The sequence below is a fragment of the Lysobacter sp. Root690 genome (genome assembly GCF_001427785.1).
Taxonomy (GTDB): domain Bacteria; phylum Pseudomonadota; class Gammaproteobacteria; order Xanthomonadales; family Xanthomonadaceae; genus Lysobacter.
Genome location: NZ_LMHM01000014.1, coordinates 47,791 through 67,540 on the forward strand (window position 1 = coordinate 47,791; position 19,750 = coordinate 67,540).

19 protein-coding genes and 1 pseudogene are annotated in these 19,750 nt (G+C 68.2%); 12 read left to right on the forward strand and 8 right to left on the reverse strand.

All coding sequences use genetic code 11. The features are described from left to right. Positions 1-373: 373 nt before the first annotated feature. The 11 genes from ASD86_RS16520 (at position 374) to ASD86_RS16570 (ending at position 9,920) form a co-directional block, all read left to right on the forward strand. A complete protein-coding gene (locus tag ASD86_RS16520; RefSeq protein ID WP_046657717.1) occupies positions 374-769 on the forward strand; it encodes a diacylglycerol kinase in 396 nt (131 codons plus the stop codon). Between the two features lie 128 nt (positions 770-897). Further along, entirely contained in the window at positions 898-1,632 is a 735-nt protein-coding gene (locus ASD86_RS16525) for a TerC family protein (RefSeq protein WP_235567786.1), read from the forward strand. Positions 1,633-1,947: 315 nt separating this feature from the next. Further along, the gene (locus ASD86_RS16530) at positions 1,948-2,580 is read left to right on the forward strand and encodes a LemA family protein (protein ID WP_056112944.1); all 633 of its coding nucleotides are present in this window, start codon (positions 1,948-1,950) and stop codon (positions 2,578-2,580) included. 129 nt (positions 2,581-2,709) lie between these two features. Continuing rightward, positions 2,710-3,675: a TPM domain-containing protein gene (locus ASD86_RS16535; protein WP_056112947.1), complete on the forward strand. Its 966-nt coding sequence runs from the start codon at positions 2,710-2,712 to the stop codon at positions 3,673-3,675. Between the two features lie 20 nt (positions 3,676-3,695). After that, the gene (locus ASD86_RS27915) at positions 3,696-5,093 is read left to right on the forward strand and encodes a TPM domain-containing protein (RefSeq protein ID WP_056112951.1); all 1,398 of its coding nucleotides are present in this window, start codon (positions 3,696-3,698) and stop codon (positions 5,091-5,093) included. A gap of 29 nt (positions 5,094-5,122) precedes the next feature. Then, the gene (locus tag ASD86_RS16545) at positions 5,123-6,031 is read left to right on the forward strand and encodes a TPM domain-containing protein (RefSeq protein ID WP_056113247.1); all 909 of its coding nucleotides are present in this window, start codon (positions 5,123-5,125) and stop codon (positions 6,029-6,031) included. Next, positions 6,031-6,555 carry a TPM domain-containing protein gene (locus ASD86_RS16550; protein ID WP_056112954.1) on the forward strand — a complete coding sequence of 175 codons (525 nt, stop codon included), beginning with the start codon at positions 6,031-6,033 and terminating at the stop codon, positions 6,553-6,555. The genes ASD86_RS16545 and ASD86_RS16550 overlap by 1 nt, the downstream gene beginning before the upstream one ends. 362 nt (positions 6,556-6,917) lie before the next feature. Then, on the forward strand, positions 6,918-7,832 hold the full coding sequence (gene lgt, locus ASD86_RS16555; RefSeq protein WP_056112956.1) for a prolipoprotein diacylglyceryl transferase: 915 nt from the start codon (positions 6,918-6,920) through the stop codon (positions 7,830-7,832). A gap of 3 nt (positions 7,833-7,835) precedes the next feature. Continuing rightward, the gene (locus ASD86_RS16560) at positions 7,836-8,630 is read left to right on the forward strand and encodes a thymidylate synthase (RefSeq protein ID WP_056112960.1); all 795 of its coding nucleotides are present in this window, start codon (positions 7,836-7,838) and stop codon (positions 8,628-8,630) included. A gap of 10 nt (positions 8,631-8,640) precedes the next feature. Next, positions 8,641-9,369: a DUF3828 domain-containing protein gene (locus ASD86_RS16565; protein WP_056112963.1), complete on the forward strand. Its 729-nt coding sequence runs from the start codon at positions 8,641-8,643 to the stop codon at positions 9,367-9,369. A gap of 44 nt (positions 9,370-9,413) precedes the next feature. After that, positions 9,414-9,920, forward strand: a complete 507-nt coding sequence (locus ASD86_RS16570; protein WP_200957259.1) for a dihydrofolate reductase — start codon at positions 9,414-9,416, stop codon at positions 9,918-9,920. Between the two features lie 21 nt (positions 9,921-9,941). Here ASD86_RS16570 and ASD86_RS16575 read toward each other — a convergent pair whose 3' ends face one another. The 8 genes and pseudogenes from ASD86_RS16575 to lptD form a co-directional block, all read right to left on the reverse strand. Beyond that, on the reverse strand, positions 9,942-10,598 hold the full coding sequence (locus ASD86_RS16575) for a hypothetical protein (protein ID WP_056112966.1): 657 nt from the start codon (positions 10,596-10,598) through the stop codon (positions 9,942-9,944). Next, complete coding sequence (locus tag ASD86_RS16580; protein WP_235567792.1) at positions 10,595-11,266, reverse strand: DUF1287 domain-containing protein; 672 nt, start codon at positions 11,264-11,266, stop codon at positions 10,595-10,597. The genes ASD86_RS16575 and ASD86_RS16580 overlap by 4 nt, the downstream gene beginning before the upstream one ends. A 111-nt stretch (positions 11,267-11,377) precedes the next feature. Then, positions 11,378-12,248: pseudogene (locus tag ASD86_RS16585) on the reverse strand (symmetrical bis(5'-nucleosyl)-tetraphosphatase); the annotation flags it as partial. A gap of 13 nt (positions 12,249-12,261) precedes the next feature. Then, entirely contained in the window at positions 12,262-12,648 is a 387-nt protein-coding gene (gene apaG, locus ASD86_RS16590; RefSeq protein ID WP_056112969.1) for a Co2+/Mg2+ efflux protein ApaG, read from the reverse strand. 289 nt (positions 12,649-12,937) lie between these two features. After that, positions 12,938-13,798 (reverse strand): 16S rRNA (adenine(1518)-N(6)/adenine(1519)-N(6))-dimethyltransferase RsmA, encoded by an 861-nt coding sequence (gene rsmA, locus ASD86_RS16595; RefSeq protein ID WP_056112973.1) that lies wholly within the window; start codon positions 13,796-13,798, stop codon positions 12,938-12,940. Beyond that, on the reverse strand, positions 13,795-14,787 hold the full coding sequence (gene pdxA / locus ASD86_RS16600) for a 4-hydroxythreonine-4-phosphate dehydrogenase PdxA (RefSeq protein WP_056112976.1): 993 nt from the start codon (positions 14,785-14,787) through the stop codon (positions 13,795-13,797). Before pdxA ends, rsmA begins: the two co-directional genes overlap by 4 nt. 1 nt (position 14,788) lies before the next feature. Beyond that, positions 14,789-16,159: a peptidylprolyl isomerase gene (locus tag ASD86_RS16605; RefSeq protein WP_056112980.1), complete on the reverse strand. Its 1,371-nt coding sequence runs from the start codon at positions 16,157-16,159 to the stop codon at positions 14,789-14,791. Then, positions 16,156-18,711: an LPS assembly protein LptD gene (gene lptD / locus ASD86_RS16610; protein ID WP_056112985.1), complete on the reverse strand. Its 2,556-nt coding sequence runs from the start codon at positions 18,709-18,711 to the stop codon at positions 16,156-16,158. Before lptD ends, ASD86_RS16605 begins: the two co-directional genes overlap by 4 nt. Before the next feature lie 141 nt (positions 18,712-18,852). Between lptD and msrB the strand changes: the two genes are divergently transcribed. Further along, positions 18,853-19,350: a peptide-methionine (R)-S-oxide reductase MsrB gene (gene msrB, locus ASD86_RS16615; RefSeq protein ID WP_082578430.1), complete on the forward strand. Its 498-nt coding sequence runs from the start codon at positions 18,853-18,855 to the stop codon at positions 19,348-19,350. Positions 19,351-19,750: the final 400 nt, after the last annotated feature.

A 19,750-nucleotide genomic window follows, 5' to 3' on the forward strand; every position in this document is an offset into this window, starting at 1 on the left:
TCGCGCGCCGCTCGACGATGCAACCCCGCGCGCACCACCCACCGCAAACCCGATTGGCGATCAAACCCCCAACCCCCAACCCCCAACTCGCAACTGCCCGACAGGTACAACGCCCAGCCCGACCGCAGGGCCTCAGGTCCGGACAGCACCGACGCAGCGAACCCACCGCCCCGGGCACCGGCCGAGCCCCACACCCCACCGCGAGGGCAGCCCCGCCGGGCTTGTGGCAAAATCTCCGCCCTGTAGCGGCCCCGGCCGCGCCCGGCCGGCCCCGGCCCGCACGATCGAGACCCGCACGCCATGCCGACCTTCGAGCCGTCTCCGCCCGAGCGCCCCGATCACACCACCCCCGCGGCCGCCATGGAGCGTCCCCGTGGCTGACGAATACGGGCACAAGCCGCGCGGTCCCGGTCGCATCCTCAAGGCCGCGACCTGGTCGTTCCAGGGCCTGCGCGCGGCCTGGCTGCACGAGTCCTCGTTCCGGCTCGAGGTGTACATGTTCGTGGTACTGGCGCCGATCGGCTGGTATTTCGGCGCAAGCGGGGTCGAACGCTCGCTGCTGATCGGCTCGATCCTGCTGGTGCTGAGCGTGGAACTGCTCAACTCCGCGGTCGAGGCGGTGATCGAACGCTACGGCCCGGAGTTCCACGAACTGGCCGGACGCGCCAAGGACATGGGCTCGGCGGCGGTGTTCGTGCTGCTGATGAACGTGCTGCTGACCTGGGCCGCGATCCTCGGCCCGCGGTTGTGGCACCACCTGATGGGCTGAGCGCGCCCGCACGGACTGCATTGCGTATCCCGGAACGGCGCAGGCCGTTCCAACCGGGCCGCCCTCGCGGCGCGCCCGTCCGCGGACCCCGCCGCGGGATTCCCACTACACCTTGAGGTATGCCGCACGTGATTGAACTGCTCACCGATCCGCAAGTCTGGATCACCTTGGTCACCCTGAGCGCGATCGAAATCGTGCTGGGTATCGACAACCTCGTCTTCATCTCGATCGCGGTCAGCAAGCTGCCGTACGAGAGCCGCGAGAAAGCGCGCAAGTTCGGCATCGCGGTGGCCTGCATCACCCGTATCGCGCTGCTGCTGACCCTGGCCTGGTTGGCCGGCCTGACCAGCGACCTGTTCACCGTGCTCGGCCAGGGCATCTCGGTGCGCGACCTGGTGCTGATCCTCGGCGGCGCGTTCTTGCTGGTGAAGGGCTCGATGGAGGTCAAGGATTTGATCGTCGGCGAGGACGAATCCGAAGACATCCACACCAAGCCGGCGGCGTCGTTCATGGCGGTGATCGCGCAGATCGCGGTGATCGACATCGTGTTCTCGCTGGACTCGGTGATCGCCGCGGTCGGCATGGCCAACCACACCCCGGTGATGGTCGCCGCGATCCTGCTGGCGGTCGGCGTGATGCTGCTGGCGTCCAAGCCGCTGGGCCATTTCATCGACAACAACCCGACCATCAAGATGCTGGCGCTGGCCTTCATCGTCCTGGTCGGCGTGTACCTGATCGCCGACGGCCTGGAAGTGCATATTCCGAAGGGCTACATCTACGGCGCGATGGGCTTCTCGGCGCTGGTCGAGTGCCTGAACCTGTGGGCCAAAAAGCGCGCATCGCGGCGGTTGACCGCGGAGTAAGCGCGGCGCGGTGAGACTACGAGAGGCCGGCGAGCGATCGCCGGCCTTTTTCGTGGCTGGGGTGACCGCTTGCGATCGAGCTTCGAGGTCTTTTGTGGGTGGGGCTTCAGCCCCGGCGCCTTTCGATCCGGGTTCCAGTGGCTTCGGGCGATCTGAGCGAAAAGCATCGGGGCTGAAGCCCCGCCCATAAAAACCTCGCGGCAACGACCGCGCATGCGGGCTCCACCGCCCGGGCGTCGTCGTCACACCGCGACCATTGCGCCGATCCCCGCCCGGTGCTGCAATGCGGCCGTCATCCAGCGGGAGAGTCGCGCCATGTTCCGAGCCTTGATCGTGCTTGCCTTGACCGTCGTGCTCAGCGGCTGCGGCTACAACACCATCCAGCAGAAGGACGAAGCGGTGAACGCCGCCTGGTCGCAGGTGCTCAACGTCTACAAGCGCCGCGCCGACCTGGTGCCGAACCTGGTCGCGACGGTGAAGGGCTACGCCAGCCACGAGCAGCAGGTGCTGGTGCAGGTCACCGAAGCGCGCTCGAAGGTCGGCAGCATCAACGTCGACGCCAACGATCCGGCCTCGCTGCAGCAGTTCGAACAGGCCCAGGGCGAGTTGCGCGGCGCGATCGGCCGCCTGCTGGTGGTCAGCGAAAACTACCCGCAGCTCAAGGCCGACCAGGGCTTCCTGAGCCTGCAGACCCAGTTGGAAGGCACCGAAAACCGCATCACCGTGGAGCGCCAGCGCTATATCACCGCGGTCCAGGACTACAACACCTACCTGCGCCAGTTCCCGACCAATCTCACCGCGAAGATGTTCGGCTACTCGACCAAGCCGAATTTCACCGTGCAGAACGCGGCGGAGATCCAGGAAGCGCCGAAGGTCGATTTCGGTCAGCCCGCCGCCGCTCCGGCGCCTGCCCCGGCACCCGCGCCCGCGCCGCCGGCCGGCGGCTGAGCCGGCCGTGCCGCGCGTTCGCGCGCATTGCCGGCCGGCCGCGGTTGTCTTGAGCGGGGTCGGCGACGACGAAGGTAGCGGCGCCGCGGGGCGCCGCTGATGGGCATGGATCGCTTCGAGGGTGTGGTCATGAATTCGTTCCACGGTTCGCGCCGGCCTGCACGCAGTGCGTGGGCGCGGCTCGCGCTATTGCTGCTGTTGGCGCTGGCCGGATTGAATCTCGCCGCGCAACCGCTGCGCGCGATTCCCAAACTGACCTCGCCGGTGACCGACACCACCGGCACTCTCGATGCAGCGACCCAGGCCACGCTGCGCGAGCGCTCGCTCGACCTGCAACGCCGCAAGGGCGCGCAGCTGATGCTGTTGATGATCGACAGCACCGGCGCCGAATCGATCGAGGCCTATGCCCAGCGCGTGTTCGAGCAATGGAAGCCCGGACGCGCGGACATCGACGACGGCGTGTTGATCGTGGTGGCGAAGAACGACCGGCGCATGCGCATCCACGTCGGGTACGGCCTGGAGCAGACGGTCACCGACGAAGCCGCGACCCAGGTGATCGACGAGTACCTGAGCCCGGCGTTCCGCAAAGGCGAGTACGGCGAGGGATTGCTGCGCGGCAGCGACGCGCTGATCGGCCTGATCGACGGCACCCCGCTGCCCGAACCCGACGACAGCATGCCGATGCCGTTGCTGATCTTCGTGTCGATCTTCGGCACGCTGTTCGCCTTGCCGTTCATCGTGGTGCCGCTGCTGGGCATGCGCGCGGCCTGGCGGCGCGGTCCGCTCGCGTTCTTCGGCCGCTGGGCGATCGTCGCGGTGGCGGCGGGCTGGGCGCTGGCGGCGTCGTATTCGGCCATCGTCAGCGAAACCAGTTGGGAGCGTTTCATGCCGCTGGTGTTGATCACGTATCTCACGACCACCTTCACCTTTTTCACCGCGTTCGGCGACGGCGGCTGGCGTAGCGGTACGCGCGGCGATGACGACGACGATCGTCGCCGTCGGCGCAGTCGCTCCAGCAGCAGTTCCAGCAGCAGTTCGAGTTATTCCGGCGGCGGCGGGCGCAGCGGCGGCAGCGGCTCGAGCGGGTCGTGGTGAATACCCGGCGCGCTGCGGGCATGGGCATTGGCCGCGCGCCGTGGCTGGCGCGGATGCTGTTCGCGCTGTGCTTGTGCTTGCCGATAGCCAGCGCGCTGGCGCAGTCCTTGGCGCCGATCCCGGCGATGGAATCGCCGGTGGTCGACACCACCGGCACGCTCGACGAGGCGACGCGTTCGCAGCTCACGGCGCAGGCGCGCGCGTTGCAGCAGCGCAAGGGCAGTCAGTTGCAGGTGCTGATGATCGACAGCACCGCGCCGGAGGACATCGATGCGTACGCGGTGCGCGCGTTCGACCAGTTCGAGCTCGGCCGCAAGGACGTATCCGACGGCGTGTTGTTGGTGGTCGCCAAGCGCGACAAGCGCGTGCGCATCGAAGTCGGCTACGGCCTGGAGGGCGCGATCACCGACGCGCAGGCCGCGACGATCATCAGCGACTACATCGGCCCGCGCTTCGGCGAAGGCGACTACGCCGCCGGCCTGCGTCAGGCCACCGCCGCATTGACTGCGTTGATCGACAACGAAGCCTTGCCGGCGCCGCCACCGTCGTCGCCGTCGGCGGCACCGGCCGAGCCGCCGGATTGGGTGGGTTGGCGGCGGCAGGACACGGCGTGGTCGTTCGCGTTCGTGTTCGCGCTCGGCGTGGCCGCGATTGGAAGCGCGCGCGCGTTGCCGCGCGCGGCGGTGTGGCCGGTCGCCTTGGTGCTGCCGCTGATCTTCGCTTCGCTGGTGAGCGGCAACGGCTCGGTCATGGACGCGGCCAAGTTCGCCGCGGCCGGTATCGCGATCGGCCACTGGTTGCCGAGCCAGCGCTGGTTGCGCGTCGGGATGGCCGGGTTCGCGGTCGCGGTGACGCTGGTGATCGCGATCGTGTTCGTCTGGCACGGCCGTGCGCCGAATCTGCCGGGTATTTTCATCGGCCTGTTGTTGCAGCTGCTCACGGTACCGCTGTTGGCGGCGGTGCTGGCGCCGCCGATCGTGGCCTGGGGCGAGAGCCGGCTCGGCTTCGCGATCCGGATGCCGCTGATCCTGGCGCTGGGTGCATACGGCTGGACGCTCATTCCCGGCGCCCAGCGAGGGCTTGGCATGGAGCCGGGTTTGAATGCCGCGTCGGCGATCGTGTTCGGTGTGTTGGCGGTGTTCGTGTGGGTGTTCTGGTTCCTGTTCCATCCCCGCCTCAGCGGCTGGGGACGCTCGCGCGGCAAGGCTTCGTCGATCGGGCATCATCGTTCCAGCAAGTCGCGCAGGAAGAAAAAGAAGAAGAAATCGCGCCAGTCGGGTTCTTACGGGATCTCCGCCGGTTCCGGTTCGAGCTCGAGTTCCGGTAGCTCCAGCAGTTCCAGCAGCTCGGACAGCTCCGACAGCTGGTCCGGCGGCGGTGGACGCAGCGGCGGCGGAGGCGCGAGCGGATCATGGTGAGTCGTCACGACAGTTCGATCGGCCACTCGATGCGGGCAGCGTTCGCGCTGCGGGTGCTGCTCGCGCTGTGCCTGCTGTTGCCGATGGGCGGCGTGTTCGCGCAGGCGCTGGCGAGGATTCCGGCGATGCAGTCGCCGGTGGTCGATACCACCGGCACGCTCGACGACAGCGCGCGCGCGCAGCTCGATGCGCAGGCGCGCGCGTTGCAGCAACGCAAGGGCAGCCAGTTGCAGATCCTGATGGTCGCGAGCACCCAGCCCGAGGACATCGATTCGTACGCGGTGCGCGCGTTCGACCAGTTCCAACTGGGCCGCAAGGGCGTGTCCGACGGTGTGCTGCTGGTGGTCGCCAAGGACGATCGGCGGGTGCGCATCGAAGTCGGTTATGGCCTGGAAGGCGCGATCACCGACGCCCAGGCCGGACGCATCATCCAGGAATACATCACCCCGAAATTCCGCGAAGGCGATTACGCCGGCGGCCTTGCCGACGCCACCGCGATGCTGACCAAGCTGATCGACGGCGAACCCTTGCCGGCGCCGCTGGCCGGCGACGACGACGCGATCGCCGGCCAGGCGGTCGCTTCGGGCATGACCGGGCTGATCCTGGCCATCGTGGTGGCGAGTTTCGCCAACGGGATCTTGAATATTTTCATCCGCCGCCTGCCGGCCTTGGTTCGCGGCCTCGCCTCTGCCGCGGTGTCGGCCTTCGTGGTCTGGCAGTTGACGCCGTCGGTGTGGCTGGCCGTGGTGGCGGGTGTGGTCGGCCTGGTGTTCGGCCTGATCGGCGGCGGTGGCGGGATGTTTGTCAGCAGCGGTGGCTCGGGCGGCTACAGCGGTGGCGGCGGTTGGGGCGGTGGTGGAGGCGGCAGCGGCGGTGGGGGCGGCTGGTCGGGCGGCGGCGGGTCCAGCGGAGGCGGCGGCGCCTCGGGGAGTTGGTGATGCGTTGGCTACGCCATCTGTTCGCGCCTTCGTCGCGACGCGTGTTTCCGGCCGACAGCCTGGAGCGGATCGGCGAGGCGATCGCGGCCGGCGAACGCCATCACCACGGCCAGCTGTGCTTCGCGGTCGAGTCGCGATTGAGCCTGGGCGAACTGCTCGACGGCCGCGATGCGCGCGACGCCGCGCATGTCGCGTTCGCGCAGTTGCGGGTGTGGGACACCGCGGCCAACAACGGCGTGCTGCTGTATCTGCTGCTGGCCGATCACCGCATCGAGATCGTCGCCGATCGCGGCTACGCCGCGCGGGTCGGCGACGAGCGTTGGCAGGCGGTATGCGAGCGCATCCAGCAGGCCTTGGCCGCGGGCGAGGCCGAGGCGGCGGTGCTGGGCGGGATAGCGGCCTTGTCGGAGATCATCGCTGAGCACTTCCCGCGTGATGAAGTCTCGCCCGAGTCGTCGCCCGGCGAGCGCGGCGGCGCGGCCGGCGAGGGCAACGAGTTGCCGGATCGGCCGGTGCGGCTTTGACCGTGCGGCTTTGACCGATGCGGCGGCGGGCCTGAGCGAGCTTCGCGACCGCTGAACCGCGCGAAGCGGTTCGTCGATGCGGCCTCGTCCCCGCGGCGGTTCGCAGGGTTCGCGCGAACCTGCGCTTTATCGGATCGCAACGCCTCGGCGCCGAAATCCTCTCGCCAGACTTCGCGCCGACCCAAGCCGATCGAAACCGAATTCGCGCGCCGTTGCGGCCCGTCCAAAGCCCGACCCAGCCCAGCCCCAACCCACGCTGAAACCCGAGCCGCGCCCGCGTCCAGCGGCCGCAACCGGCACCCCGGCTGCGGGCGGCCTGGGGCACAATAAGCCGGTCATCCGCCCCCGAGCCGCCCCGCCGCATGACCATCCTGCACCAGATCGACCCGATCGCACTCCATCTCGGCCCGCTGCAAGTCCATTGGTACGGGATCATGTATCTGCTCGGGTTCGTCAGCGCCTGGTGGCTCGGCCGCCAGCGCGTGCGCGCCGGCCGGCTGCCCGGCGTCAACGAACAGGCCTACGGCGATCTGCTGTTCTACGCCATGCTCGGCGTGGTCCTCGGCGGCCGCATCGGCTACGTGTTCTTCTACAACTTCGCCGAACTGATCAAAGACCCGCTGATGCTGGTGCGCATCTGGGAAGGCGGCATGAGCTTCCACGGCGGCCTGATCGGGGTGATGGTCGCGGCCTGGTGGTGGGCGCGCGGCCATCGCACGCATTTCTTCGATGTGATGGATTTTGTCGCCCCGCTGGTGCCGCCGGGTCTCGGCTTCGGCCGCCTGGGCAATTACATCGGCGGCGAGTTGTGGGGCAAGTTCACCGACGGCGGCTGGGGCGTGATCTTCCCGCGCGCGCCGGAGTTCGCCAACTGGACCACCCAGCAGCTGCAGACCCAGTACGCCGCCGGCGCGCTGGACCGCTACGCGCGGCATCCTTCGCAGTTGTATCAGGCCGCGCTGGAAGGTTTGGCGATGTTCGTGATCCTGTGGTGGTTCTCGCGCAAGCCGCGTCCGCGTTACGCGGTGTCGGGCATGTTCGCGCTGCTGTATGGCTGCTTCCGCTTCATCGTTGAATTCGTGCGCGTGCCCGATGCGCAGATCGGCGATCACGGCTACCTCGCGTTCGGCTGGCTGACCATGGGCCAGGTGCTGAGCATGCCGCTGATCCTGCTGGGCCTGTTCTGGCTGTGGCGGTCGACGCGTTCGCCGACCCTGCAGCCGCAATTGCCGACCGCCGAACCGGCCGACGCCGCCGCGACCGCGAACAAGGGCTGAGCCATGCACAACTACCTCGACCTGCTGCGTCACGTGCTCGATCACGGCACCGAGAAATCCGACCGCACCGGCACCGGCACGCGCAGCGTATTCGGCTGGCAGCTGCGCTACGACTTGAACGCCGGCTTCCCGCTGCTGACCACCAAGAAACTGCATCTGCGCTCGATCGTGCATGAGCTGCTGTGGTTCCTCAAAGGCGAAACCAACACCGCCTACCTGAAAGAGCACAAGGTCAGCATCTGGGACGAATGGGCCGACGCCGACGGCGAACTCGGCCCGGTCTACGGCAAGCAGTGGCGCCGCTGGTCCGGCGCCGACGGCGTGGAGATCGACCAGATCCGCTGGGTGATCGACGAGATCAAGCGCAACCCCGATTCGCGCCGCTTGATCGTCAGCGCCTGGAACGTCGCCGACCTGCCGAAGATGGCGCTGATGCCCTGCCACGCGCTGTTCCAGTTCTACGTCGCCGACGGCAAGCTCAGCTGCCAGCTGTACCAGCGCAGCGGCGACATCTTCCTCGGCGTGCCGTTCAACATCGCCAGCTACGCCTTGCTGACCCACATGGTCGCGCAAGTCTGCGGCCTGGGCGTCGGCGATTTCGTGCACACCCTCGGCGACGCGCATCTGTACAGCAACCACTTCGAGCAGGCGCGCGAGCAGCTGTCGCGCACGCCGCGCGCGCTGCCGACGCTCAAGCTCAATCCCGAGGTGCGCGATATCTTCGAATTCACGTTCGACGATATCGCCATCGAAGGTTACGACCCGTTGCCGGCGATCAAGGCTCCGGTGGCGGTCTGAGCGCGGCGCGATGAGGCGGTTGCGGCAACGTTTCAACCTCGGGTTCGCGTCGCTGCTGGTGCTGAGTTCGACCGCATGCCTGAGCCCGACCGACGATGCGGCGATCGCGCCGCAGGACATCGCGCCCACCCAGGCGAACGAGCGGACGCCGCCGCCACCCCCGCCACCGCCTGCGCCCGCCGTCGAACCGGGCGTGCGGGCCGAAGCTGTCGCCGAGCCGCTCCCGGTCGGCGACAGCGCCGCAGATGCGGCGCAGGCGTTCTACCGCATGCATCTGCAGCTCAACGCGAGCGGCCTGCCGGTCGGCGAAGACCTCGCGCGTTACCAACCGATGCTGTCGCGGCGGCTGCTCGCGCTGATGGCGCCGGCCGCGCGCGAGCGCGATCGGTCGATCGCGCAGGCGCCGGGCGCGAAGCCGCCGTACGTCGACGAAGACCTGTTCACCAGCATGTACGACGGCGCGACGACGTTCAAACTCGGCAAGCGCAGCGTAATCGCGGCGGACCGGGAAAGTTTCGAGATCGACTTCAGCTACACCGAGGCCAGCGGAACCTCGCGCTGGACCGACCGCGTGCAGATGTTGCGCGAGGACGGCCGCTGGAAGCTCGACGATGTCGAATACGGCGGCTATCACGATGATTGGACCGACGCTGGGTCCGTCGGCGGTCGCGACCACGATCGCGAGCGGAATTTCGCGGTGCGTGGACGCCTGTCCGATACGCTCAAGCAATCCGAATAAACCGACGTGCGCCCGCCGCGGGCGCCACAGCGCAGGAGTTGGGCATGACCGCCTTGGTACTGATCGCCGCACTCGACCGCAAGCACGCCATCGGCCGCGACAACGCGCTGCCGTGGCGCTTGTCCGACGACCTCAAGCGCTTCAAGGCGCTGACCCTCGGCAAACCCTTGCTGATGGGGCGCAAGACCGCGCAGTCGCTCGGTCGCGCCCTGCCGGGCCGGCGCAACTTGGTACTGACCCGCTCAGGGGAGGCGCCGTTCGCCGGCATGGAAGCGGTGGGTTCGACCGAGCAGGCGCTGGAACTGGCGCAGGCCGACGGCGCCGCCGAACTGTGCGTGATCGGTGGCGGCGAGATCTACGCGCTGTGTCTGCCGTCGGCGACGCGGCTCTATCTCACCCGGGTCGATACCGAAGTCGAAGGCGCCGATGCGTTCTTCCCGCGCTTCGATCGCGACGAATGGCGCGAAGTCTCGCGCGAGTCGCATCGTGCCGACGAGCGCAACGAATTCGATTTCGAGTACGTGGATTACATCCGCCTGGGCATGGACTGAGGCGGTCTCCGCCGGCCGCGGTCAGGGCTTGGCGGCGGGACGTTTGAGCGCGCTCGCTTCATCGATGTCCTGGCTCACCGAGAAGATGAAACGATGCGGGCCGTCCTCGCGCTCGCGTTCGGACGAGTAATCGATGACGCTGTGGATCGGCAACGGCGGCGCGCTCACGATCGCGGCGAACAAGGCATCGTAGGCGCCTGCGTCGCCGCGCAGCGAGCCGACGCACAGGCTGCGTCCGCATTCGAAGGTTTCGATGTCCAGCTTGAGCTTGGCGCTGGCGATCGTGTGGGTCAGCATCGAACGATAGGCCACGGTCTGGCGCCGAGCCTCGGGGTTCGCGGCGTTTTCTTGCTTGAGATCGGCGAGCGTGCTGTCGAACACGCGCGCCAGGATGGCTCGGTTGGCGGTCGGCGACGGGTCGCGCGCCGCGGCGGCGTTCGCGGACGCGGCGGGTTCGACGCCTCGCGCGGCGGTCGGCCCGGGAATCTCGAGGTGAGTGCGGACGATCCCCACCAGCACCATCACGGCGATGACGGTGCCGATCATCAGCAGCATGAGGTCGGGTCGTTTCGCCTTCGCCGCCTGCCAGTCGAGTTCGTCCTGCCTGCTGCGCGCCGCCGGTTTCGCCGCGTTGCGCGCGTCCGCTGCGGGCGCGCCGGGTCGCTCGGGCGCGCTCATCGCGACGCCACCGCAACGGCGGGCAACACCGGCCGGTAATGCCCGGTGATCGGATAATCGAACAGCACGTCGTCTTCCTGGGTGCCGCGCGCGATGTTGTGCAGGATCAGCGGCCGCTGCCGGTCCCAGGATTTGCGGTCGGACACGATGCCGATATGCGGCAGGCCGCCGTTGAGTTCCCAGGTCACCAGATCGCCCGCGCGGTAGTCGGCGGCGCGCGCGCTGACCGGCAAGGACCAGCGCTGGCGTTCGAACCAGCGGCGCAGGTTGGGCACGCGGCGATGATCGATGTTGCGGTCGGTGGATTTCGCCCGCCAGATCGTCGGATACGCGGCGAAGTTCGCGCGCATGTCCTCGTGCACGGCCTGCTGCAGATCGAGGCTCTGACTGCGCAGCGCGCGGATCACCACGTCGGTGCAGACGCCGCGGTCGGTGGCGACATCGCCGCCGGGGTAGGCGAGTTGCACATACGTCGGATCGTAATAGCGGGTCACGCCGATCTGCGCGCGCGCGGCGGCGACCACGGGCGGCGACGCTGCCGCGGGTTCGGCGGACGGCGCCGGCCAGACCTTCGTGATCGTGCGTTCGGCCGGCGGCGAAGCGGGTTGCGAGCAGGCGGCGGCGAGCGCGGCGATCAACAGCAGGGCGGCCGTTCGCGCGAAGCTCACCGCCGTCAGCGAAACCGGCGGCGTTCGCAGCGGTGTGTCGGATGCTTGCCGCGCCGTCGACGCAGAGCCGATGGATGGCTGCGATCGCGACCTTCCCTGGCGCATGCGCGTTGGTCGCTCAGTTCGGTTGGCGCGGCGGCCGCGGCCGCGGCGGATGCGCCGGCACGTCGCGACCGGGCACCTGCACCAGGCGCAGTTCGTCGGTGTCGAGCTGCAGCGCGGTGAGCTTGCCGCCCCACACCGCGCCGGTGTCGATCGCATGCACGCCATGGCCGATGAACAAGCCCAAGGTCGACCAATGCCCGCACACGATCTTGAGATCGCGTTCGGCGCGGCCCGGCACTTCGTACCACGGGTACAGGCCGACCGGCTGAGTGCCGGGGCTGCCCTTGTCTTCGAACGCGATGCGGCCGCGCGGCGTGCAATAGCGCAGGCGGGTGAAGATGTTGATGATCGCGCGGTGGCGGTCGATGCCGGCGAGTTTCGGATTCCAGGCCGGGCGATCGCCGTACATGTTCTTGAGCAGGCGCTTGTACTGATCGCCGTGCAGACGTTCCTCGACTTCGCGCGCGTGGCGCTCGGCCATCGCGGTGGTCCACTTCGGCGCGAGGCCGGCATGCACCATCATCCAGCCGAGCTTGCGGTCGACATGCACCAGTTTCTGCAGGCGCAGCCAGTCGAGCAGGGCCGGGCCGTCCTCGGCCAGGACGATGCGCTGCAGATCGGGATTGACCTTGCGCTTCTCTTCCTCGGTGCGTTCGCCGATCGCCAGCAGCGACAGGTCGTGATTGCCGAGCACGGTGGTGCTGTACTCGCGCAGCGAATGCACCAGCCGCAGCGTTTCCAGCGATTGCCCGCCGCGGTTGACCAGATCGCCGCAGAACCACAGCCGATCCTGCGCGGGATCGAACTTGATGCGTTCCAGCAGGCGCTGGGTCGCGTCGTAGCAGCCTTGCAGGTCGCCTATTGCCCAAACAGTCATGTGTCGTCCGCGCTCAGTGCAGGGTGCGCGGAATGGTGAGGGTGAACGTCGGCACCGGCGCTTCGAACTGGGTGCCGTCGTCGGCCACCATCGCGTAGCTGCCCTCCATCGTCCCCAGACTGGTTTCGAGCACGGCGCCCGAGGTGTATTCGTAATCGTCGCCCGGCCGCAGCCAGGGCTGTTCGCCGACCACGCCGTCGCCGCGTACTTCCTGCACCTTGCCGTTGGCGTCGGTGATCACCCAGTGGCGCGAGATCAGGCGCGCGGGAATCTTGCCGGCGTTGCGGATGTGGATGGTGTAGGCAAAGACATAGCGATCCTGCTCCGGCTCGGACTGGTCGTCCAGGTAGCGGGTCGCGACATCGATGTCGAAGGCGTAGTCGTGGCGTTGCGGTTCCATGGCGGCAGTTTAAGCAAAGCGGGGATGAAGCGGGAATGAGTCTTCGAGATAACGGGTTATGCGGTCGAATCCAGGACAACGGATGTGCGTCGCAGGACCGCGGTCCTCCTGCGTGCGAGGCGGTATGGTGCGAACGCTCACGCAAATCCGCGTGCGCCGGGCGGTATCGGCGCGCCGCGTTTTTCGCTGGAGGAAAACTTCGCCGTGTCGTTCAGTGGCGTGCTGGCGCCGATGCGGCGCTGGCTGGCGAGGGTGTGTGGATCGGGTGCGTCGCGTGCATCGGAGTCGCTCAATCCGTACTGCCGGCCGCATCCTCGCCGGTATCGGCCTCGACCTGCGCATTGGCCTTGAGCCAATTGGCCAGGGCCACGAAATCGGCGACTTCGATCTGCTCGGCGCGCGCATCCGGGCGCAGGCCGGCGGCTTCGATCGCGGCGCCTTCGCAGATCCGCGACAGGGCGTTGCGCAGGGTCTTGCGGCGTTGGCCGAAGGCGTCGCGGACCACGCGCGCGAACAGCGCGCGATCGTCGATGCCGATCTTTCCGGGCGGGTGCGGGATCATCCGCACCACCGCCGAATCGACCTTCGGCGGCGGACGGAATGCGCCAGGTGGCACATCGAACAGCGCGATCACCTGGCAATAGGCCTGCAGCATCACGCTCAGCCGGCCGTAGACCTTGCTGCCGGGCCCGGCGGCCATGCGGTCGACCACTTCCTTCTGCAGCATGAAGTGCATGTCGACGATCGAGCCGGCGTGGTCCAGGGCATGGAACAGGATCGGCGAGGACAGGTTGTAGGGCAGGTTGCCGACCAGACGGATCGGGCTCTCGTTGGCGAGCGCGCTGAAATCCACGGTCAGCACGTCGCGGTGGATCACTTCCAGGGTGCCGTGGGCGCGCGCGCCTTCGCTGAGCGGGAAGATCAGGTCGCGGTCGAACTCGATCACGGTCAGTTCGCCGTGGCGGTCCAGCAGCGGGAAGGTGATCGCGCCCTGGCCGGGGCCGATTTCGACCAGGCGGTCGCCGGGCTTGGGGTCCACGGCGTGCACGATCATCGAGATGATCCCCTGGTCGTGCAGGAAGTGCTGCCCTAAATGTTTCTTGGCTTCGGGCTTGAAGCCCTTGGCGTGGCTCTTGGCGGTGCCGGTCATGGCGTGCCTCCGGGCAGGTTGCGGCGGGTGCGCGCGATGCGCGCGCAGGTGTCGGCGGCGGCGATCAGACTGGATGGGTCGGCCAGGCCGCGCCCGGCGAGGTCCAGCGCGGTGCCGTGATCGACCGCGACGCGCGGGTAGGGCAGGCCCAGGGTCAGGTTCACCGCGCGCTCGAAGCCGCTGTATTTGAGCACCGGCAGGCCCTGGTCGTGGTACATCGCCAGGACCGCGTCGAAGCCTTGCAGCTTGGCCGGCAGGAACGCGGTGTCGGCCGGCAGCGGGCCGATCAGGTCCAGGCCTTCGGCGCGCAACGCGGCCATGACCGGCTCGATCACTTCGATCTCTTCCATGCCCAGGTGCCCGGCTTCGCCGGCGTGCGGGTTCAGGCCGAGCACGGCGATACGCGGCCGGGCGATGCCGAAGTCGTGGCGCAGGGCGGCGTCGACGGTGCGCAGGGTGCGGCTCAGCGCGCCGGGTTCGATCGCGTCGGCGACCGCGCGCAGCGGCAGGTGAGTGGTGGCCAGCGCGACCCGGACGATGTCGTTGGCCAGCATCATCACCACCTCGCGCCCGGCCTGCTGCGCCAGCAGTTCGGTGGTGCCGGTGTAGGCGATGCCGCCGGCGTTGATCACGGCCTTGTGCACGGGACCGGTGACCACGCCGTCGAACCGCCCGTCCAGGCAGCCCTGGGCGCTGTCGAGCAGGGCCTGGATCACCGCCGCGGCGTTGGCCGGCTCGGGCGTGCCGAAGGCCGGGTGGACCGGGTTGGGAATCTCGACCAGGGCCAGTTCGCCGGGCGCCCGCGAGGGGCGATCGGGCGGCAGCAAGGTCAGGGGCAGGCCGAGCGCGTCGGCGGCGGCGCGCAGGCTGCGCGGATCGGCGAAGCCGATCAGGTCGTAATCGCGCGGCCGTTGCAGCAGCCGCACGCACAGCTCCGGCCCGACGCCGGCCGGCTCGCCCGGCACCAGCGCGAGCCGGGGCGGGGTCACGTCAGCTGCCGGCGGGCTTGGCGGTCGGCAGGGTGGTCTCGGTGCCGGGCTGGTTGCCCTCCGAACCCTTGCCGACGCGGAAATCCACGTAGGCTTCGCCGCGCTTCTCGCGCAGGAAGCGGTTCCACTCTTCTTCCAGCTTGCGGCGACCGATGGTCTCCTGGACCTGGGCGCGCTTGCTCTGGTCGGCGACGTCGCTTTCGCGCGTGCCCAGACGCTGGACGATGTGGTAGCCGGCGCTGGTGTGGATCGGCTGAGAGATGTCGTTGTCGGCCAGGCTGGTGACCGCGCCGCCGAACTCCGGACCGAATTCGTCCTTCATGAACCAGCCCAGGTCGCCGCCCTTGCTCTGGGTGCCGAGGTCTTCGGAGCTTTCCTTGACCACGTCCTCGAACTTGGCGCCGCCGGCGATGCGCGCGCGCAGGGTTTCGGCCTTGGCCTTGGCTTGCGCTTCGCTGACCTTGTCGCTGACCCGGACCAGGATGTGGCGGGCGTGGTACTGGGTGACCATCTGCGGCGACGACTGCGAGGCGTCGCGCACTTCGACCAGCTTGAGCAGCTGGAAGCCGCTCGGGCCGCGCAGCGGGGCGGTGATCTGGCCCGGCTTCATCTGCTTCATCAGGTCGCTGAACGCGGCCGGGATTTCGTCGCCGTTGCGCCAGCCCAGGTCGCCGCCTTCCAGCGCGTTGGGGCTGTCGGAATAGCGCACGGCGGCGGCGTTGAAGTCCATCTCGCCCTTGTCGATCAGCGCCTTGACGCCGTCGACCTTCTTCTGCGCGGTCGCGATCTGCTCGGCGGTCGCGCCCTCGGGCAGGGCCACGAGGATGTGGGCGAGGTGGTACTGGGTGCCGGTGTTGGCCTGCGCCGACAGCGCGGCGTCGACCTCGGCGTCGCTGACCGAGACCCGGGTCTGGGCGAAGCGCTGACGCAGGCGCTGGACCAGCAGTTCGTCGCGGATCGAGGCGCGGAAATCGGTGTAGCTGCTGCCGTCGCGGGCCAGCTGCTGGCGCAGCTGTTCGACGCTGATCTTGTTGGACTGGGCGATGCCGCCGATGGCCTGATCGATTTCCTGATCGGTCACGCGCACGCCGGTGCCCTGGGCCTGGGCGACCTGGATCTTGAGCAGGATCAGGCGCTCGAGCACCTGCTTTTCGAGCACGTCGCGCGGCGGCAGCTGCTCGCTGCGGCCGGCGTACTGGGCCAGGATGTTGGCGACCGCCCGATCCAGCTCGGTCTTGAGGATGACGTCTTCATCGACGACGGCGGCGATACGATCGATCGGCTGCACGTCCTGGGCGTGGACGGCCCCACCGAACAGCAGGCCACCGGCGATCAGGCCGGCGAGCAACGGACTCGCGAAAAGTTTGTTCATAGGGTCGGGTCGAGGGTCGAGTCGTCGGCGTCGTTGCCGCGGTTTTCGCGGCTGACCGTGGGAGACGGCGGCGCCAGATACAGGTCGTCGCGGTTATAGCCGAGAATAGCACGGCGCAAAACGCGCTCCGTGTTCTGGCCGGCGGAGCCTAGACCCTTGAGTTCGAACTCCACCTGAAAGGAGCTGTTGAGGTCTTCGGAGCGGTTGCGCTGGTAGCGGCGGGCGATGGCGCGCACCGCCAGGCAGCAGCTTTCCCACTGCACGCCGGCGATCTGCTCGAGCGGACGCTTGTCCTTGATCGAGTAGTAGTAGCGGCCGACCACGCTCCAGTTGTTGTTGATCGGGTACAGGAACGAGAAGTCGGCCTGCTCGAACTGATCGCGCTGCTCGCGCGGCGCGGTCGGCAGCACCGACAGGTTGCGGCGGTAGCGGTAGGCGAAGTTGACCACGCCGGCGTCGCCGAACAGATAGCGCGCGCGCAGGGTGGCCAGGTCCTCGCTGCGCAGGCGCGGGTCCCACTGGTAGGTGGCGTTGATCGTCCAGCGGTCGCTCGGCGAGACGCTGACGTCGGCGACCCAGGCCGACTTGCCCTGCTTGATCGGGGTCTCGGCGCCGGCGACCACGCGGATGTCGTCGAAGTACTGGATCTGGCCGATGCTCGCGGCCAAACGCTCGCGGCCGTCCTCGGAGTTGATCAGGCGGGTGGTCAGCGCGGTGGTCAGCTGGTTGGCGTCGGTCTGGCGGTCGGCGCCGGAGTAGCGGTTGTCGCGGAACAGCGCGCCCCAGCTGAACGACATCGGGTTGGTGTCGAACAGCGGGATGCCGCCCTGGTCGCGGTACGGCGCGCGCAGGTAGAACACCCGCGGTTCCAGGGTGTGCAGGTAGTTCTCGCCGCGGATTTCGGTCTCGCGGTCGAAGTACATGCCGGCGTCGATCGAGGTGATCGGCAGGCTGCGGGTGGGCGACTTGTCGTAGAAGCTGCGCACCAGCTCGGGCGTGTTGGGCACGTTGTTGGCGCTGGCGAAGGCCGCCGCCTGGCTGGCCGCGAGCTGCTGGGCGAGGTCGCCTTCGAGTTCGTACGCGGTGTAGCGCCAGGCCAGCTTGGGCCGGATGAACCAGGCCGAGCCTTCCAGCGGGAAGCTGATGTAGGGCTTGATGTCGAACCGGCTGCCGCCGGGGATCTCGCGGCGCAGGCCGATCGGCGCGGCCGGATCGCCCGGGGTGAACTTCATGTCCTCGTGCTGGAAACGCACCGCCTCGGTGTCGACGCCGGTCTCGACCCACTTGCCCCAGGGCTGGGCCCAGTGGAAGGTCGCGCGCGGCAGGCGGTCGTAGGCCAGCGAGTTTTCCTGCAGGGTGAAGTCGGCCAGCTGGTTGTGGTCGGCGATGATGCTCGCGTCCCAGTAGCGGCCGCGGCCGTACAGGCCGATTTCGCTGCGCAGCGAAATCGCCGACTGGCCGTACAGGCTGTTGTTGAAGTCCTGCAGGTAGTACTTGTCGCTGACCCAGGCCAGGTTGGCGCCGGCGTACCAGGTGCCGTCGAGGCGGTGCTGGGTCTTGAGCGCGAACTCGCCGCGGTTCTTCTCCGGCATGCGGTCCCTGGGGATCTCGAACAGGCCGTTGGGGTCGTTGCGGCGGTAATCGGTGTAACGGTCGGGATCGTTGCGGGGCAGGTCGTCGCTCGGCATCCAGTTGGCCGAGACCTCGCCCGAGCCGCGCTCGTACAGCCAGCGGAACTCGCCGCCCATCGCCACGCCGCGCTTGCTCATGTAGCGCGGGAACAAGGTGGCGTCGTAGTTCGGCGCGAGATTGAGGTAGATCGGCTGGCGCCAGTCGAAACCGTTCTTGCCCGACACGCCGATATTCGGAAACAGCAGGCCGGTGCGGCGCTGGTCGTCGATCGGGAACATGAACCACGGCACGTACAGCACCGGGATCTTGCCGATGCGCAAGGTCGCGTTGCGCGCCACGCCCATGCCCTTGTCGGTGTCCAGATCGATGCGGTGAGCGCGCAGTTCCCAAACGCGCTGGTTCGGAGCGCAGGTGGAGTAGGTCGAGCTGTGCAGCGCGCCCTTGGCCCCGTTCAAGTCGATGCGTTCGGCGCCGCCGTTGCCGCGGCGCGAGGTCAGCTGGTATTCGACGTCGTCGATGCGGTGCTGGTCGGCGTTCTGATCGCCCTCGGCGTGCTCGGCGACCATGCGCATGCTGGAGTCCTGGTAGCGCACGTGGCCCTCGGCCGTGTACTTGCCCGACTCCTGGTTGTAGCTGAGCTTGTCGGTGCCCAGGAACTGGTCGCCTCGGCTGAGCCGGACGTTGTCCTGGACCACGATGTTCTGCTCGTTGCTGCCGCGCTGCAGGGTGCCGCCGTCGATATCGGTCGGCTGGGCGGTGCGCTGGTCGGCGGTGCCGGTCGGGGCGGGGGCGTCGTCGAAGGACGGCACCGCGTCGATCAGCGGGCACAGCCCCCAATTCTCGTTGTCGTCCGCCGCGTAAGCGGGCAGGGCGATGGCGATGCACAACGATAACGGGAGCAGGCGGAAGGGTTTGCGCACGCGAGCATCCGGCAGACGGAAAAACGGCCGTTAGCTTGCCGTATCCCTTGCAAGCGGGCAACGCGAGCGCCATCTATCGGGCTTCGGCGTTCATCTTCCGCGAACGCCGCATCGATCCGCTTGCCTACCCAGGAGGACGTCATGAGCCAGCACCCCCACCCGAACCCGGACCCGGCCGCCCCCGCCGCGACGCAGCCGTCGGCCGAATCGCAGGCGACCACGGCGCCGGCGGTCGCGAAGAGTGAAGCTGAATGGCGCGAGCAATTGTCGCCGGAGCAGTACGCGGTCTGCCGCTGCTCGGCCACCGAGCGGGCCTTCACCGGCAAGTTCTGGAATCACAAGGAAGCCGGCACCTACACCTGCGTGGCCTGCGGCGAGCCGTTGTTCTCCTCGGACGCCAAGTACGACTCGGGCAGCGGTTGGCCGAGTTATTGGCAGCCGCTGGCACCGGAAGCGGTCAGCGAGCATGCCGACGAGAGTCACGGTATGCGCCGGATCGAGGTCAAATGTGCGCGTTGCGACTCGCACCTGGGCCACCTGTTCCCGGATGGTCCGCGGCCGACCGGGTTGCGCTATTGCATCAACTCGGCGTCGTTGGGGTTCGAGGGGACGGGTGAGGGTAAAGCTTCGGGTGGGTGATGGGCGGTCGGGATTGCCGACTGGCGAGTCCCGTTAGCAGTTTGGCCGTCGATCGTTTCGCGCACGAGCTGATTTGCGCCGGTGACCGCTCGGTGCCGGTTGCGGCCTGCGTTGTTCGTGCAGCTAGCGCTTGCAAGACCGTCCCATCGGTCATTGCACCGATCGCACACGAGCGGGTCGCGACCCGCGACCGCGCCATGACGACAACCTCGCAACTTGCGCCGTAGTTGCATTCCCGCGGTCGCGACTTGCGTCGCTCCTACAGGAAGGCCATGCAGCTTTTGCTTGGGCCTGAAGTCGCGCAGTTCATCCAGCGCTGCGAAGCCACGCACTCGCGTTGACAACAGCACACCCGAAGGGCGGCGCACATGGATGTGCGCCGTGCGCCACCGAGACAGGA